At 71.2% G+C, this 15,393-nt stretch carries 13 protein-coding genes; 2 read left to right on the top strand and 11 right to left on the bottom strand.

What is annotated here, in order from left to right; all coding sequences use genetic code 11:
• Positions 1-3 precede the first annotated feature (3 nt).
• The 3 genes from RIN75_RS19455 to RIN75_RS19445 are packed head-to-tail and all read right to left on the bottom strand — an operon-like array spanning position 4 to position 2,596.
• Positions 4-633, bottom strand: a complete 630-nt coding sequence (locus RIN75_RS19455) for a hypothetical protein (RefSeq protein ID WP_309113386.1) — start codon at positions 631-633, stop codon at positions 4-6.
• Positions 630-1,892, bottom strand: a complete 1,263-nt coding sequence (gene hisS / locus RIN75_RS19450) for a histidine--tRNA ligase (RefSeq protein WP_309113385.1) — start codon at positions 1,890-1,892, stop codon at positions 630-632. The genes RIN75_RS19455 and hisS overlap by 4 nt, the downstream gene beginning before the upstream one ends.
• 5 nt (positions 1,893-1,897) lie before the next feature.
• Entirely contained in the window at positions 1,898-2,596 is a 699-nt protein-coding gene (locus RIN75_RS19445) for an MBL fold metallo-hydrolase (protein WP_309113384.1), read from the bottom strand.
• Between the two features lie 155 nt (positions 2,597-2,751).
• Between RIN75_RS19445 and RIN75_RS19440 the strand changes: the two genes are divergently transcribed.
• Positions 2,752-3,615: a peptidylprolyl isomerase gene (locus tag RIN75_RS19440; protein ID WP_309113383.1), complete on the top strand. Its 864-nt coding sequence runs from the start codon at positions 2,752-2,754 to the stop codon at positions 3,613-3,615.
• A 171-nt stretch (positions 3,616-3,786) separates the two neighbouring features.
• Positions 3,787-6,021, top strand: coding sequence for a caspase family protein (locus RIN75_RS19435; protein WP_309113382.1), 2,235 nt, complete (start codon positions 3,787-3,789; stop codon positions 6,019-6,021).
• Here the strand turns inward: RIN75_RS19435 and RIN75_RS19430 are convergent, their stop codons facing one another.
• From RIN75_RS19430 to ruvC, 8 genes are all read right to left on the bottom strand, one after another.
• Entirely contained in the window at positions 6,022-8,322 is a 2,301-nt protein-coding gene (locus RIN75_RS19430) for a bifunctional (p)ppGpp synthetase/guanosine-3',5'-bis(diphosphate) 3'-pyrophosphohydrolase (protein ID WP_309113381.1), read from the bottom strand.
• A 440-nt stretch (positions 8,323-8,762) separates the two neighbouring features.
• On the bottom strand, positions 8,763-9,281 hold the full coding sequence (locus tag RIN75_RS19425; protein ID WP_309113380.1) for an adenine phosphoribosyltransferase: 519 nt from the start codon (positions 9,279-9,281) through the stop codon (positions 8,763-8,765).
• Positions 9,278-10,450 carry a protein translocase subunit SecF gene (gene secF / locus RIN75_RS19420; protein WP_309113379.1) on the bottom strand — a complete coding sequence of 391 codons (1,173 nt, stop codon included), beginning with the start codon at positions 10,448-10,450 and terminating at the stop codon, positions 9,278-9,280. Before secF ends, RIN75_RS19425 begins: the two co-directional genes overlap by 4 nt.
• 5 nt (positions 10,451-10,455) lie before the next feature.
• Positions 10,456-12,267, bottom strand: coding sequence for a protein translocase subunit SecD (secD, locus tag RIN75_RS19415; protein WP_309113378.1), 1,812 nt, complete (start codon positions 12,265-12,267; stop codon positions 10,456-10,458).
• Between the two features lie 333 nt (positions 12,268-12,600).
• Positions 12,601-12,963 (bottom strand): preprotein translocase subunit YajC, encoded by a 363-nt coding sequence (gene yajC, locus RIN75_RS19410; protein WP_375295982.1) that lies wholly within the window; start codon positions 12,961-12,963, stop codon positions 12,601-12,603.
• Between the two features lie 97 nt (positions 12,964-13,060).
• Positions 13,061-14,116 (bottom strand): Holliday junction branch migration DNA helicase RuvB, encoded by a 1,056-nt coding sequence (ruvB, locus tag RIN75_RS19405; RefSeq protein ID WP_309113377.1) that lies wholly within the window; start codon positions 14,114-14,116, stop codon positions 13,061-13,063.
• Positions 14,113-14,703, bottom strand: a complete 591-nt coding sequence (gene ruvA / locus RIN75_RS19400; protein WP_309113376.1) for a Holliday junction branch migration protein RuvA — start codon at positions 14,701-14,703, stop codon at positions 14,113-14,115. Before ruvA ends, ruvB begins: the two co-directional genes overlap by 4 nt.
• Entirely contained in the window at positions 14,700-15,281 is a 582-nt protein-coding gene (gene ruvC, locus RIN75_RS19395) for a crossover junction endodeoxyribonuclease RuvC (protein WP_309113375.1), read from the bottom strand. Before ruvC ends, ruvA begins: the two co-directional genes overlap by 4 nt.
• Between the last annotated feature and the right edge of the window lie 112 nt (positions 15,282-15,393).

The following is a 15,393-nucleotide window of genomic DNA, read 5'->3' as shown; positions in this document are numbered from 1 at the left end:
CGGTCAGTCCAGGGTCGACACGAAGCGGGAGATCGCGTCCGGGTTCAGCTTCTGCGCCAGCCGGCCCGATGGTGCCAGCGAGCCCAACTGGTACAGCGGACGGTCCGCGGCGGCCAACCCACGGGCCTCCGCCCGCAGCTGCGCCACCAACAACTCCGAGAACACCAATCCCGGCGCGTCGCCCCGACCCGCCAGCACGTCGGCCAGCTTGCGCAGCGCCAGCACGCCCTGCTCCCGGCCGCCCGTGCCGGCGTAAATCGCCAGCGCCAGGTTGATCGCCTTGCCGCCGCCCCGCACGAACAACCCCACGGTGCGGCTGCCGCGCATGTCCGTCACCAGCAGATCCAGCTGGTCAGCGGTGTGCAGGTCCACGGAACGGGTACCGAAGGCGCGCACGGACAGGACGTGACCCGACAGCCACACCCGCCGACGCGCTTCCGACCACGCCAACAGCAGCAGCGGCAGCGCGAACACCGCCGCCGTCACCAACCCGGCCGTGCGACCGGCGAGCAGACCCAGCAGACCGCCGAACGCGGCGGCGACCATCAGGGCGCCGATCGCCACCGTCCGGGCGCGCTTGCGCACCGCGGCCGGGTCCAACAGGTCCAGCGGGATCCGCTCGTCGTCGCTCACCGGCCCAACGCCTCCCGCACCGCGATCACCACGTCCACCAGCGGCACCTCGCGCTGGTCGCCGGACGCCAGCTCCTTGAGCTGCACGACACCCGCCTCGATGTCCCGCTCACCCAGCACCAGCGCGAACTTCGCACCGGACCGGTCGGCGCCCTTCATGGCGCCCTTCAGGCCCTTGCCGCCGTACGCCAGGTCGAAGCGCACCCCGGCACCGCGCAGCGCCGCCGACAACGCCACCAGCCGCGACTTCGCCGCCTCGCCCAGCGCCACGCCGTACACGTCGCACCGCGCCACGTCACCCGGCTGCACACCTTCAACCTGGCACGCCAGCAGCGACCGGTCCACACCCAGGCCGAAACCGACCCCGGACAGCGGCTGCCCGCCCAACTGCTCCATCAGCCCGTCGTAGCGGCCACCGCCGCCGATCGCGGACTGCGCGCCCAGCCCGTCGTGCACGAACTCGAAGCACGTCTTGGTGTAGTAGTCCAGGCCGCGCACCATCCGCGGGTTCTCCACGAACTTCACGCCCAGGTCGTTGAGGTAGTCCTTGACCTGCTCGTAGTGCGCGCGCGAAGCGTCGGACAGGTGGTCGCGCATCAGTGGCGCGTCCTCGACCAACGCCCGCACCTCGGGGCGCTTGTCGTCCAGCACCCGCAGCGGGTTGATGGTCGCGCGCCTGCGGGTCTCCTCGTCCAGTGGCAGCTTCGCCAGGAACGCCTGGAGCAGTTCGCGGTAGGCGGGCCGGTCGGACGCGTCGCCCAGCGAGGTCAGCTCCAGCCGGTAGCCGGTCAGGCCCATCCGCCGGAACGCCTCGTCGGCGATGGCGATGACCTCGGCGTCCAGCGCCGGGTCGTCCACGCCGATCGCCTCGACGCCGACCTGGTGGAACTGCCGGTACCGGCCGGCCTGCGGCTGCTCGGCCCGGAAGAACTGGCCCGCGTAGGCGAGCTTGACCGGCAGCTGGCCCTTGTCCAGGCCGTGCTCGATGACCGCCCGCATCACGCCCGCGGTGCCCTCGGGGCGCAGCGTGATGGACCGGCCGCCGCGGTCGGTGAACGTGTACATCTCCTTGGTCACCACGTCGGTCGACTCGCCGACGCCGCGCGCGAACAGCGCCGTGTCCTCGAAGACGGGCAGCTCGATGTAGCCGTAGCCGGCCAGGCGGGCGGCGTCCAGCAGGATGTCGCGGACCGCGGCGAAGGTCGCGGAGACCGGCGGGAAGTAGTCGGGCACGCCCTTGGGGGCGGAGAACGTCGTCACGGGGTTCACAGTCCTCGGTGCGGTGCGGCCGGCGCGTCGTCGCCCAGTTCCAGCAGGAACGGGTTGCTCCCGCGCTCACGGCCGATGGTGGTCGTCGGGCCGTGGCCGGGCAGGACCACCGTGTCGTCGTGCAGCGTCAGCACCTTCGTGCGCAGTGACGCCAGCATGGCGCGGTGGTCGCCGCCCGGCAGGTCGGTGCGTCCGATGGAGCCGGCGAAGAGGGTGTCGCCGGACAGCACGAGCCGTCCGCCCTCCTCGGTGCCGGAGCGGAACATCACCGACCCGCCGGTATGGCCCGGTGTGTGGTCGACGGTCAGCCGCAGGCCCGCCAGGTCCAGCTCGGCCCCGTCGGACAGCTCGCGCACCTCGCGCGGTTCGCGCATCTCCAGCTTCCCGCCGAAGGCCGCGCGCGACTCGGCGCTGATGCCCTTGAGCGGGTCGGACAGCAGAACCCGGTCGTCGGGGTGCACCCACGCCGGGATGTCGTTGCCGTCGCACACGGGGGCGACGGAGAAGCAGTGGTCGAAGTGGCCGTGCGTGAGCAGGGCGGCGACCGGCGTGAGGCGGTGTTCGCGCAGCGCCCGGGCGAGCCGCTCCTCGGCGTCCTGGCCGGGGTCGACCACGACGCACGGTCCGCCGGCCTCCGCGGCCAGCACGAAGCAGTTGGCCAGGAGGGCGCCGGTGGGGAACCCGATCACCAGCACGCGGACACTCCTCGACGGGCTATCGACGGCAACAGAACGGCAACGGATCGCTGTGGACCGCGCTACCAGCCTATCCGGCACACACCAGCCATATACGAGCCCCCTAGACTGCACACCGATCGTCGCCGGTCGACGCGAGAACAGGGAGGTTGCAGGTGCCGACCAACGTGCAGCGCCGCGAGCAGGCCAAGCGGAAGCTGGAACGACAGCTCGCCCGCCGGGCGGAGCGCGCGAAGCGGCGCCGGATCGTCTCGGTGGTGGTGACCGTCATCGCGGTCGTCGTCGTCGCGGGCGGTGTCTACTTCCTCTCCACGGCCGACTTCGGCAGCTCGTCGGACGACGCGGCGGCAAGCTCCACCACCCCCAAGCCGATCCAGATCCCGACCGAGGTCAAGGCCCTGCCCAAGCGCCCGACCCCGATCGCGGACCCGGCGACCTGCGAGTACCGGCAGTCGAAGGAGCCGTCGTCCAAGGAGGGCACGAAGGCCCCCGAGGCGACGGGCGTCTCCGCCACCGGCACCGCGACGGCCACCATCAAGGCCAACATCGGCGACCTGAAGCTGACCCTGGACAAGGCGCTCGCGCCGTGCGCGGTGAACAGCTTCATCAGCCTGGCCAAGCAGGGCTACTTCAACGGCAGCACCTGCCACCGCATCGGCACCGAGGGCCTGCAGATGCTCCAGTGCGGCGACCCGACCGGCACCGGCCGCGGCGGCCCCGGCTACGCGTTCGACAACGAGACCTGGCCGGAGCTGACCTACGGCCGCGGCTACCTGGCGATGGCCAACGCGGGCATCGACCAGGAGACCCAGAAGGGCACGAACGGCAGCCAGTTCTTCATCGTCTACGGCGACGCGCAGCTGTCCCCGGACTACACGGTCTTCGGCAGCGTCGACGAGGCCGGCCTGAAGCTGGTCGACGAGGTGGCGCGGGCAGGCCACGACGGCTCCTTCGACCCGTCCCCCGGCGGCGGCAAGCCGAACAAGGAAGTGAAGTTCGAGACCGTCACGGTCGAGTAGTTCTGAATTCCGAAGGGGCCGGCCGCGCACTCGGGAGAGGAGTGCTGCGGCCGGCCCCTTCGTCTTCCCCGCCGGCCGTGAGGAGACCGGCAGTCGCGATGATCGCAGCGGCACCTGACGTTTCGCTGACGTGATCCACGGCGGTCGGTGCTTTCCGTAGTCTGTCGGTCCATGCGCCGGGCTCTGCTGATCGCCACCGACACCTACGGCGACTCCACGTTCAGCGCGTTGCGCGCGCCGCGGCGGGACGCCGAGGAACTGGACGCGGTGCTGCGGGACGAGTCGATCGGCGCGTTCGACACCGAGGTGCTGGTCAACCCGTCCGCGCAACTGCTGCGGGAACGCGTGGACAGCGTGTTCGCCGAGGCCGGGCGGGACGACATGGTCCTGCTGTACGTGTCGGGGCACGGCGTGAAGGACCGCTCCGGGAAGCTGGTCTTCGCCACCACCGACACCGTCAACAACCGGCTCCGGTCGACCGCCGTGTCGGCGCAGTTCGTCCGCGAGAGCATCGACCACAGCCTCGCCGCGCAGGTCGTGGTGCTGCTGGACTGCTGCTACGGCGGCGCGTTCCCGAGCGGGATGCTGCCGCGGGCGACCGGGACGGTGGACGTCGTCCAGCAGTTCCACGAGGCGCGCGGCTGCGTGGTCATCACGGCGTCCACGCACATCCAGTACGCCTACGAGAGCGGCCAGGACCGGGTCGAGGGCGAGGTCGAGCCCTCGGTGTTCACCAAGGCGATCATCGAAGGCCTGCGCACCGGCGAAGCCGACCTGGATGCGGATGGCGAGATCACCGACCGCGACCTGTACGGGTACGTGTACGAGCGCGTGCGCCGTGAGAACCCCGACCAGACGCCCACGCACAGCGGTGTCCTCAACGGCGACCTCCGCATCGCCTACGCCGGCACCCCGCTGCCCCGCGACCTGCCCGACGAACTGCGCCGCCTGCTCCGCAGCTCCGACCCGGCCCTGCGGCTGATCGGCGTGCGACTCCTCGGCTCGCGCGCCGACGAGGGCAACGCGGTCGCCCGGACCGCCCTGGAAGTCCTGGCCGCCGGCCCGAACTCCGACCTCGCCGCGGCGGCGGCCCGAGCCCTCGCGCCGAAACCCGCCACCGCGCCCACCTCGACCGAGCAACGCTCCGAGCCCGCAGCACACGGAACCACCGCCGAACCCACAGCTGCCGCCGACCCCTCCGCCCCCGAGTCCGCCGGCGCCGAGACCGCCGGCGCCGAGACCGCCGAACCGGATGCCACAGGGACCGTCGAGGTGTTGCCGCCCTGGTTGGCGGGCGGGGAGCCGGTTGCCCGGCCGCCGTTCGCGTATGCCGTCCCGGTCGGCCGCGCCGATGTGCCCCTCGCCTTCCACCCGAACTCGGCCCTGCTCGCCGCCGGGTCGATCGTCCGCAGCACGCGGACCTGGCAGCAGGTCGGCCGCGTGCGGAGCTTCGGGGCGCGGGCCTTCAGCCCCGACGGCCGCCTGTTCGCCGTCGCCACCGGGGCCAGGGTCACCGTCTACGAAACGGCGTCCTGGGTCCGCGTCGGCATGGTCAAGTTCACCGGCACCGAGGACATCCGGTCGCTGAGCTTCAACCACGACGGAACCCACCTCGCCGCCACCTGGGCACGGCGCATCGCGATCTGCGAGAAGCGGACCGGCGGCTGGGTGCAGTGGCTCAACGCCCTCCCGCACGAGACCACGAAGGGCTTCCGGTTCAGCGCCGGCAGCCCGCGCGCGGTCAGCGCCGCCACCACCAACGAGGTCTCGCTGTGGGACACCACGACGTGGCAGCGGCTGGGTGGGGAGCACCTGGACGGTGTCGAACTGGTCGCCGTGAGCGAGGAAGGCACGCTGGTCGCCGCCGCGAGCCGGACGAACGTCGTCCTCTGGCGCACCTCGGACTGGACTCCGCTGGTCGACCTCCGGGTCACCTTCCGCGTCTCCGGATCACCGCACGTCAGCGAGCCGCTGGCGTTCAGCGACGACCTGCGCGACGTGGTCTACCGCACCGACGAGGGCATCGAGGTGTGGGACCTGGCGCTCGGGCAGGTGATGCAGCGCATCCCGACCGACCTGGCGGCGGCGGCGTTCAGCCCGGACGGCCGGTTCCTCGCCGGCACCACCCACGACGGCGGGTGGGCGGGCAAGGACGTGTGGGTGTGGGACCGGGAGGGCCGCAGGACCCGCTCGAAGCCCCTCCCGCCACCGGCGGCGCGGCGCATCGCGCTGAAGACCAAGCGGCGGCGGGGGCGGCTGGCCGCCGGCGGGCTGTCGCTGGCGACCGGGGCGGTGGTGCCGGCCACGCAGGCGGGGACGGGACCCTCCTACGTGCTCGGGCTGATGGTCGCCGCGGTGCTGTACCTGCTCACCGCGGCGGTCCTCAAACGGGTCTGGCGCGCCTGATCAGGACGCCGACGTCACCCGGTACACGTCGTACACGCCCTCCACGCTCCGCACTGCCTTGAGCACGTGCCCCAAGTGCTTCGGGTCGCCCATCTCGAAGGAGAAGCGGCTCACCGCCACCCGGTCCCGGGACGTCGTCACCGACGCGGACAGGATGTTCACCTTCTCGTCGGCCAGCACCTTCGTCACGTCCGACAGCAGCCGGTGCCGGTCCAGCGCCTCCACCTGGATCGCGACCAGGAACACCGACGAGGACGACGGGGCCCACTCGACGTCCAGCAGGCGCTCCGGCGTCTTGAGCAGTTCATCGGCGTTGGTGCAGTCCGTCCGGTGCACCGAGACGCCGCCGCCGCGGGTCACGAAGCCCAGGATGTCGTCACCCGGCACGGGAGTGCAGCAGCGGGCGAGCTTGACCCACACGTCGGCCGCGTCCTTGACGATCACGCCCGCGTCACCGGTCACCCGCCGCCGGGCCACCGTGGACGGGGTCGAGCGCTCCGCCAGCTCGTCCTCGGCGTGCTCGACGCCGCCGAGCTGCGCCACCAGCCGCTGGACGACGTGCCGGGCCGAGGTGTGGCCCTCGCCGACCGCCGCGTACAGGGCGGACACGTCCGGGTAGTGCAGTTCCTTGGACAGCGCGCCCATCGAGTCCGCCGACACCAGGCGCTGGAGCGGCAGGCCGACCCGCCGGACCTCCTTCGCGATGGCGTCCTTGCCGACCTCGATGGCCTCTTCCTTGCGCTCCTTCGCGAACCACTGCTTGATCTTGGCCTTGGCGCGCGGGGAGGCGGCGAAGGACAGCCAGTCCCGCGAAGGACCCGCCCCCTCCGCCTTGGAGGTGAAGATCTCGACGACCTCACCGTTCTCCAGCTTGCGCTCCAGGGCGACGAGCCGGCCGTTCACGCGGGCGCCGATGCAGCGGTGGCCGACCTCGGTGTGCACGGCGTAGGCGAAGTCGACCGGGGTCGAGCCGGTAGGCAGGGTCACCACGTCGCCCTTGGGCGTGAAGACGAAGATCTCCCGCGCGGCCAGGTCGAAGCGCAGCGACTCCAGGAACTCGCCCGGGTCCGCCGCCTCGCGCTGCCAGTCGAGCAGCTGGCGCATCCACGCCATCTCGTCGACCTCGACGCCCTTGCCGCTGTGCGTGCCCCGGGTCTCCTTGTACCGCCAGTGCGCCGCGATGCCGTACTCGGCGGTGCGGTGCATGTCGTAGGTCCGGATCTGCACTTCCAGCGGCTTGCCGTCCGGGCCGATCACCGTGGTGTGCAGCGACTGGTACACGCCGAACCGGGGCTGGGCGATGTAGTCCTTGAACCGACCGGGCATGGGCTGCCACAGCGCGTGCACCACGCCCATCGCGGCGTAGCAGTCGCGGACCTCGTCGACCTGGATGCGCACGCCCACCAGGTCGTGGATGTCGTCGAAGTCCCGGCCCCGGACGATCATCTTCTGGTGGATCGAGTAGTAGTGCTTGGGCCGGCCCTCGACCTTGGCCGTGATCCGCGCCGACTCCAGCTGCGTGGCCAGCTCGTTGATCACGCCGCTGAGGTAGGTGTCCCGCGAGGGCGCCCGGTTGGCCACCAGGCGCACGATCTCGTCGTACTTCTTCGGCTGGAGGATGGCGAACGCCAGGTCCTCCAGCTCCCACTTCACCGTGGCCATGCCCAGCCGGTGCGCGAGCGGGGCGAGCACTTCCAAGGTCTCGCGGGCCTTGCGGGCCTGCTTCTCCGGCGGCAGGAACCGCATGGTGCGCATGTTGTGCAGCCGGTCGGCCAGCTTGATGACCAGGACGCGCGGGTCCTTCGCCATCGCGATGACCATCTTGCGGATGGTCTCCGCCTCGGCCGCCGCGCCCAGCTTGACCTTGTCCAGCTTGGTCACGCCGTCGACCAGCAGGGCGACCTCGTTGCCGAAGTCGTCGCGCAGGGCGTCCAGCGAGTAGTCGGTGTCCTCGACCGTGTCGTGCAGGAGCGCGGCGACCAGGGTCGTCGTGTCCATGCCCAGCTCGGCCAGGATCGTGGCCACGGCGAGCGGGTGGGTGATGTAGGGGTCGCCGGACTTGCGCCGCTGCGGCCGGTGCTTCTCCTCGGCCACGTCGTAGGCGTGCTGGAGCAGGGCGAGGTCCGCCTTGGGGTGCAGGTCCCGGTGCACGGCCGCGAGCGGCTCCAGCACCTGCTTGACCGGCGCGGCCCGCTGCGCGGTGATGCGGCGGGCGAGGCGCGCGCGAACGCGCCTGGTGGCCGACGGCGGCCGTGCGGGCACGGACTGCGTCGTCTGGGCGGGCTCGATGTCCTGGCTCAACCACGCTCCTCGGGTCTAGGAACCGAGGATAACTCCGCACGCCACCGCGCTCCGGCGGCGAGCCGATGAGCGGCGAAGTTCACACGACGAGCTGCACCCGGTGTTAGGCCCGACCGGTCGCGCGGGGTGGGGCGACCCGGCACCGGTGTGGTGGCGCAACCCCGCGGTGCGCCACCACACCGGTGGACCGGCATGAGAATCGACGAATTCGAATTCCCGGTCGTGCGTGGTGGACCCCTCCGGCCCGGACCGATTCACGCCGGTTCAGCTTGGCAAAGTGGCGCAGGCCCGCCAAGGGGTTGGGACTGTCCCGGACAGTCCGCCGGGGTTTTGCCTGTTCAGGCGGACCTGTCCGAGCATCCGGACAAAGTCCGACGGAATTCACCGCACTCTTGCGGGCACGCAAACGGAATTCGGGCCGCGTGCTGGGTAAAGCCGGTTCAGACCGCCAGCAGGGCATTGACCGAACGACCGGCCAACCGGTCCCGGCCACCCAAGCCGGGGATCTCCAAGACCACCGACACACCCGTCACCACACCGCCCGCCCGCTCCACCAACGCGCAGGCAGCCGCCGCCGTGCCACCCGTGGCCAGCACGTCATCGACCACGACGACCTGCTGACCAGGCGTGATCGACTCGGCCGGGAGTTCCAGGGTCGCCGTCCCGTACTCCAGGTCGTAGGAGATCCGGTGCGCCACCGCCGGCAGTTTGCCGGGCTTGCGCAGCGGCACCACCCCGTACCGCCAGCCGTAGCCCAGGGCCGCGCCCAGCAGGAACCCGCGCGACTCGATGGCCGCGACCACCTGGGTGTCAGGGTGGATCTTGTCCTGCAGCGCGTCGACCACCGCCCGCAGCGCGTCGGGGTCGGCCAGGACGGGCGTGAGGTCCCGGAAGACGACCCCCGGTTGGGGGAAGTCCGGGACCTCACGCAGCAGCCCTAGGGCCTTGTCCAGCTTCAACGGTGCTTCTTGCCGGTCGGGCGGCGGCGGGCGTCGCCCGCCTTCGCGGTGCGGGACGGGGTGCCGGCCGCGGCGGCCAGGGCCTTCTCGTGCCGCAGTTCCGCCTTCAGGGCCTCGTCGTCGGTCGACTCGACCACGTCGCCGCCGGTCAGCACCTCGCCCGACGCCTTGCGGGCCAGGTTGTCCCGGCGCGCCCGCACCCGGGCCGCCTGGGCCTGGTACTTCGGGTCGCGCATCTTCAGGTCGACCGCGACCGGGGTGGCGATGAAGATCGACGACAGCGCGCCGATCGCCATACCGGTCAACTGCACCAGCGCCAGGTCCTTGAGCGTGCCGACGCCGAGCAGGCCCACGCCGATCGCGAGCAGGCCCAGCACGGGCAGCAGCGCGATGAGCGAGGTGTTGATCGACCGCATCAGGGTCTGGTTGACCGCCAGGTTGGCCGCCTCGCCGTAGGTCCGGCGGGTCAGGCCGAGCAGGCCGCGGGTGTTCTCCTTGACCTTGTCGAACACGACCACCGTGTCGTACAGCGAGAAGCCGAGGATGGTGAGCAGACCGATCACCGTCGCGGGCGAGACCTCGAAGCCGACCAGCGAGTACACGCCGGCCGTGATCAGCACGTCGTGCACCACCGCGACCAGCGCGGCCACGGCCATCTGCCACTCGAAGTACAGCGCCAGGAAGATCGCCACGGCGAGGAAGAACACGCCGAGCGCGATCAGCGCCTTGGTGGTGATCTCACCGCCCCACGACGCCGACACCGCGCTGTCGCTGATGGCCTGGACCCCGCCGTTGGGCTTGAGGTCGTTGTTCAGGCCCTCCTTCAGCGTGGCGACCGTGGCCGCGTCCAGCGTCTCGGACCGGATCTGGATGGTCGTGGCGTCGCCGGTGCCGACGGTCTGCACCGCGGCCGGGTCCTTGCCGACGGCCTTGGCGAAGCTCTCCTTGGCCGCCTCGACGCTGATCGCGCCGGACGCGCTCTGCGCCGGCATCTGGATCCGGGTGCCGCCGGTGAAGTCGATGCCGAGGTTGAAGCCGCGGAAGATGATCGACGCCAGGCACACCAGCAGGATCACGCCGAACAGCACGTACCAGCGCCGGCGCTTGCCGACGATGTCGAAGGCACCGTTGCCGACGTACAGGCGCTGGAAGACGTTCCCCTTGGACATGGGGCTCAGACCTCCTTCGCGGCGGTCTTGCCCGCCGGAACGGCGGTCCGCGAACCGGCGCCGGCCGCAGCCGCACCGCCCAGGCCGGACAGCTTCGGGTTGGACAGGGACTTCGACTTGGAGACCATCGCGACCAGCGGGTGCGTGACCAGGAAGACCACGACCAGGTCGAGCACGGTCGACATGCCGAGGGTGAACGCGAAGCCCTTCACCTGGCCCACGGCGATCACGTACAGGATGGCCGAGGCGAGGAAGCTGACCGCGTCCGCCGACAGGATCGTACGACGGGACCGGACCCAGGCGCGCGGGGTCGCCGACCGGAACGACCGGCCCTCGCGCATCTCGTCCTTCAAGCGTTCGAAGAACACCACGAACGAGTCCGCGGTGATACCGATCGCCACGATGAAACCGGCGATGCCGGCCAGGTCCAGGGTGAACCCGATCCAGCGGCCCAGCAGCACCAGCACCGCGTAGACCACCACGCCGGACAGCGCCAGCGACAGGATCGTCAGCACGCCCAGCAGCCGGTAGTAGAACAGGCAGTACACGAACACCAGCGCCAGGCCGATGCCGCCCGCGATCAGACCGGCCTTCAGCGAGGCCAGGCCCAGCGTCGCGGACACCGTCTCGGCCTCGGAGGCCTCGAAGGACAGCGGCAGCGAGCCGTACTTCAGCACGTTGGCCAGGCCCTCGGCGTCCTTCTGCGAGAACTGGCCGGAGATCTGGGTGTTGCCGCCCAGGATGGGCTCGTTGATGTTCGGCGCGGACACGACCTGGGTGTCCAGGACCACCGCGACCTGCTGGGACACGTTCGCCGAGGTGAACTTGCCCCACTTCTCGCCGCCCTCGCCCTTGAAGGTGAGGTCCACGACGAAGCCCGCGCCCTGCGGGTCGGTGCCGGAGATCGCGTTGGCGACGTCCTCACCGGTCAGCCGCGAGTACAGGCTGAAGTCGTCGTCCTTGACCTGCGCGTCCTTGGCCGGGAACACCGGCGCGAGCACGTACTTGAACTCGTTCTTCTGGTCGCAGGTCAGCAGCGGCAGCGCCGGGTCGTCGTTGCCCAGCAGCGGGTCCTTCTTCGGGCAGGTGAAGGCCGCGAGCGCCTGGGACACCGTCTGCGCGTCCAGCGTGGTCAGCGCGGGGTCCTGGCGGCAGGTCCGGGACTCCTTGATGGCGTCCTCGGTCTTGGCCGAGTACTCGCCGTTGAACACCTTCCGGCAGTCCACCTGCGGCTCGGTCGGCGCCGACGGGGTGGTCGTCGCGGGCGGCGTGGCCGTGTCGGTCGGCTGCTGCTCCAGCGCCGGGGCCGGGCGGCCCTGGGCGGTGGTGGTCGGCGCGGACGCCGTCTCCGAACCCGCCGGCGGGGCCGTCGTCGTGGTGGGCGCGGCCGAACCGGACGTGGTCGGGGCGGTCGTGGGCGCGGGCTCCGGCGCGTTGGGCTGCGGCGAGCCGATGACCTTGCGGAAGTTCAGCTTCGCGGTCTGGCCCAGGCGCTTGGCGCCCTCGCTGTCCGTGCCGGGCACCGTGATCACCAGGTTGGTGCCGTCGCGGACGACCTCCGCGCCGGAGACACCGAGACCGTTCACCCGGGTCTCGATCAACTCCCTGGCCTGGTTGAGGGCCTGGTCGGTCGGCGTTTGGCCGTCAGGGGCGCGCGCGGTCAGCGTGACCCGCGTGCCGCCCTGGAGATCGATGCCGAGCTTGGGGGTCGCTTTGCCGTCCCCGGTGAAGAACACCAAGGAGTACAGCGCGACCACGATGAGGACAAACGCGCCCAGGTACTTCGCGGGGCGGATTTGCCCGGCCGGGGGTGCCACGGTCCGTCCGTCTCCTGCAACTGTCGTTGAGATGTCGAACGCCGCCGCGACCGTGCGATACGGACCAGGGCAGCGCTTGCCCACCCGGCACTGCCCTGCCGGGTGATTGCGCAGCGTACCCCGCACCGTGTGAGTTGTCTGTCACCGGTTCCGAACCGGTTCCGCAACAACCGGCCGGCTATCCCGACCGGCCATAATGCGTTAACCGGACCAATCACATCGGCCGGACGGCGTTCACACTTGACCCGGTTTCACCGGGTGTGAAGGCAATGGGTGCGCGGCGGCGAAAGGGGTTGCGCCGCGGGTGCGGCACAACCCCTTTCGCCGTGCGACTCACTTCTTGGAGTCCTGCTGCGCGGTCTCGGTCTCCGCGACGGGCGCGTCCTCGACGTCGTCCACGACCGCGTCGGTCTCGTCCACGTCGGTGACGGGGTTGACCTTCTCGCGGATCGCGGGCCGCAGCCACGTGGTGACCACGCCGGGGGCGATCTCGAGCTCGATCGTCTCGTCGTCGCTCGCGTCGGCGACCGTGGCGTAGAGACCCGAGGTCGTCATCACGCGGTCACCGGGCTCGAGGGACTTGAGGAGCGCCTGCTGCTCGGCCGCCGCCTTCTTCTGCTTGCGCGCGCTGAGGAACAGCGGCACGGCCAGCAGCACGAGCAGCAGCGGGAACATCAAGGAAGACAGGTTGCCCATCATTCTCCGTTCAACCGGGCGCGGCGGGACTGGTCTGCCCGGAACGTCCGGATTTCCTGGGGTGCCGCCGCCGATTGTGCCAGGTGAGCGAACCCGCTCAGTCGCCGGCGTCGTCGAACAGGGTTCGACCGGCGTCGCCGGGGGCCTTCGCGGGGGGCTGGAGGCCCAGGTGCAGCCAGGCGGCGGCGGTCGCGACCCGGCCGCGGGGCGTGCGGGCCAGCATGCCCGCGCGCACCAGATAAGGCTCGCACACCTCCTCCACCGTCGTCGGCTCCTCCCCCACCGCGACGGCCAACGTGGACACGCCCACCGGACCACCGCCGAACGAGCGCACCAGCGCGCCCAGGACGGCCCGGTCCAGCCGGTCAAGGCCCAGTTCGTCCACGTCGTAGACGGCCAGCGCGTCCCGGGCCACCTCGCGGGTCACCGCGCCGTCCGCGCGCACCTCGGCGAAGTCCCGGACCCGGCGCAGCAGCCGGTTGGCGATGCGGGGCGTGCCCCGGGAGCGGCCCGCGATCTCCCGGGCGCCGTCCTCGCGCAGGTCGACGCCGAGGATCTTGGCCGACCGACGGATGATCAGCTCCAGCTCGTCCGGGCTGTAGAACTCCATGTGCCCGGTGAAGCCGAACCGGTCGCGCAGCGGACCGGTCAGCGCACCGGACCGCGTGGTGGCCCCGACCAGCGTGAACGGCGCGATGTCCAGCGGAATGCTGGTCGCGCCCGGCCCCTTGCCGACCACCACGTCGACCCGGAAGTCCTCCATCGCCAGGTACAGCATCTCCTCGGCGGGGCGGGCCATCCGGTGGATCTCGTCGATGAACAGCACGTCGCCCTCGACCAGGTTGGACAGCATCGCGGCGAGGTCGCCGGCGCGTTCCAGGGCCGGGCCGGAGGTGATCCGCAGCGACGCGCCGAGCTCGGCCGCGATGATCATGGCCAGCGATGTCTTGCCCAGGCCGGGCGGCCCGGACAGCAGCACGTGGTCCGGTGGCGCGCCGCGCCGCATGGCCCCGCGCAGGACCAGTTCGAGCTGCTCGCGCACCTTGGGCTGGCCGACGAACTCGTGCAGGTCGCGGGGACGCAGGGTGGACTCGACGTCCCGCTCCGCCGGGTCGGGCAGGGGGTTGAGCGTGTCGTCTTCTTCGAAGCTCATCGCTTGCGGCCCAGCATCGCCAGCGCCTTGCGGAGGACCTCGGAGGTGGTCTGCGCGCTGTCGTCGGCCAGCACGGTGTCCACGGCCTGCTCGGCCTGCTTGGCCGGGAAGCCCAGGCCCAGGAGGGCTTCGGCGACCTGGGTGCGCACCTGGCCGGTGTTCGAGGCGGCCGGGGTCGCCGAGGGAAGCTGGCCGACCTTGTCCCGCAGCTCGATGCACAGCCGCTCCGCGCCCTTGCGGCCGATGCCGGGGACCTGGGTGAGCACGGTGATGTTGCCCTCGGCGAGCGCGGCCCGCAGCTTGTCCGGCTCCAGCACGGCCAGCGTGGCCAGGGCGAGCCGCGGCCCGATGCCCGACACGGTCTGGAGCAGGCCGAACAGCTCGCGCGCCTCGGCGTCGGCGAACCCGAACAGGGTCAGCGAGTCCTCGCGCACGACCAGGGCGGTGGCCAGGGCGGTCTCCTCGCCGCGGCGCAGCGTCGCCAGCGTGGCGGGCGTGGCCTGCACGGCGAACCCGACGCCCCCCACCTCGACGACCGCGTGATCGAGTCCGATGGACAGCACCTGTCCACGAAGCGACGAAATCACTGGGTCTTCCCTCCGGTCGTGCGGGCGGCGGCCTGGGCAAGTCTCGCGCGGTGCGTCCGGGCGAGTTCAGCCGCCCTGGCTTGGGCTTCCTCCAGGCGCGACCGCATGGGTGCGCGCCACAGGTGGCAGATGGCGAGGGCGAGCGCGTCGGCGGCGTCGGCGGGCTTGGGCGCGGCCTTGAGGCCGAGCAGTTTCGTCACCATCGCGGTGACCTGCTTCTTGTCCGCGCGACCGGAGCCGGTGACGGCGGCCTTGACCTCGCTGGGGGTGTGGAAGGTGACCGGCAGGTTCCGGCGGGCGGCGGCCAGCGCGACCACGCCACCGGCCTGGGCGGTGCCCATCGCGGTGCGGACGTTGTACTGGCTGAAGACCCGTTCCACGGCGACCACATCGGGCTTGTACTCGTCCAGCCAGTGTTCGACGGCATTCGACAATTCGAGCAGCCGCATCGCCAAATCGGCGTCCACGGGCGTGCGGAGGACATCCACCGCAACGGGCCGAACCGTACGCCCGGGACCTCCGTCGACCACGCCGAAACCACATCGGGTCAGGCCTGGGTCGACACCGAACACGCGCACGCTGGTCCTCTCAGAAACGCCGCCACGAACACCAGTTCGAACCGTACCGGTTGGGTGGTGCCCACCCCTGTTCGACACGCGTTCGGTCACAACCGGACACCCCGGCGTCCAC

It is taken from the genome of Saccharothrix sp. (assembly GCF_031180885.1).
Taxonomy (GTDB): domain Bacteria; phylum Actinomycetota; class Actinomycetes; order Mycobacteriales; family Pseudonocardiaceae; genus Actinosynnema.
Note: the sequence above shows the minus strand (reverse complement) of the source record. Positions and strands in the feature narration are given on the sequence as shown.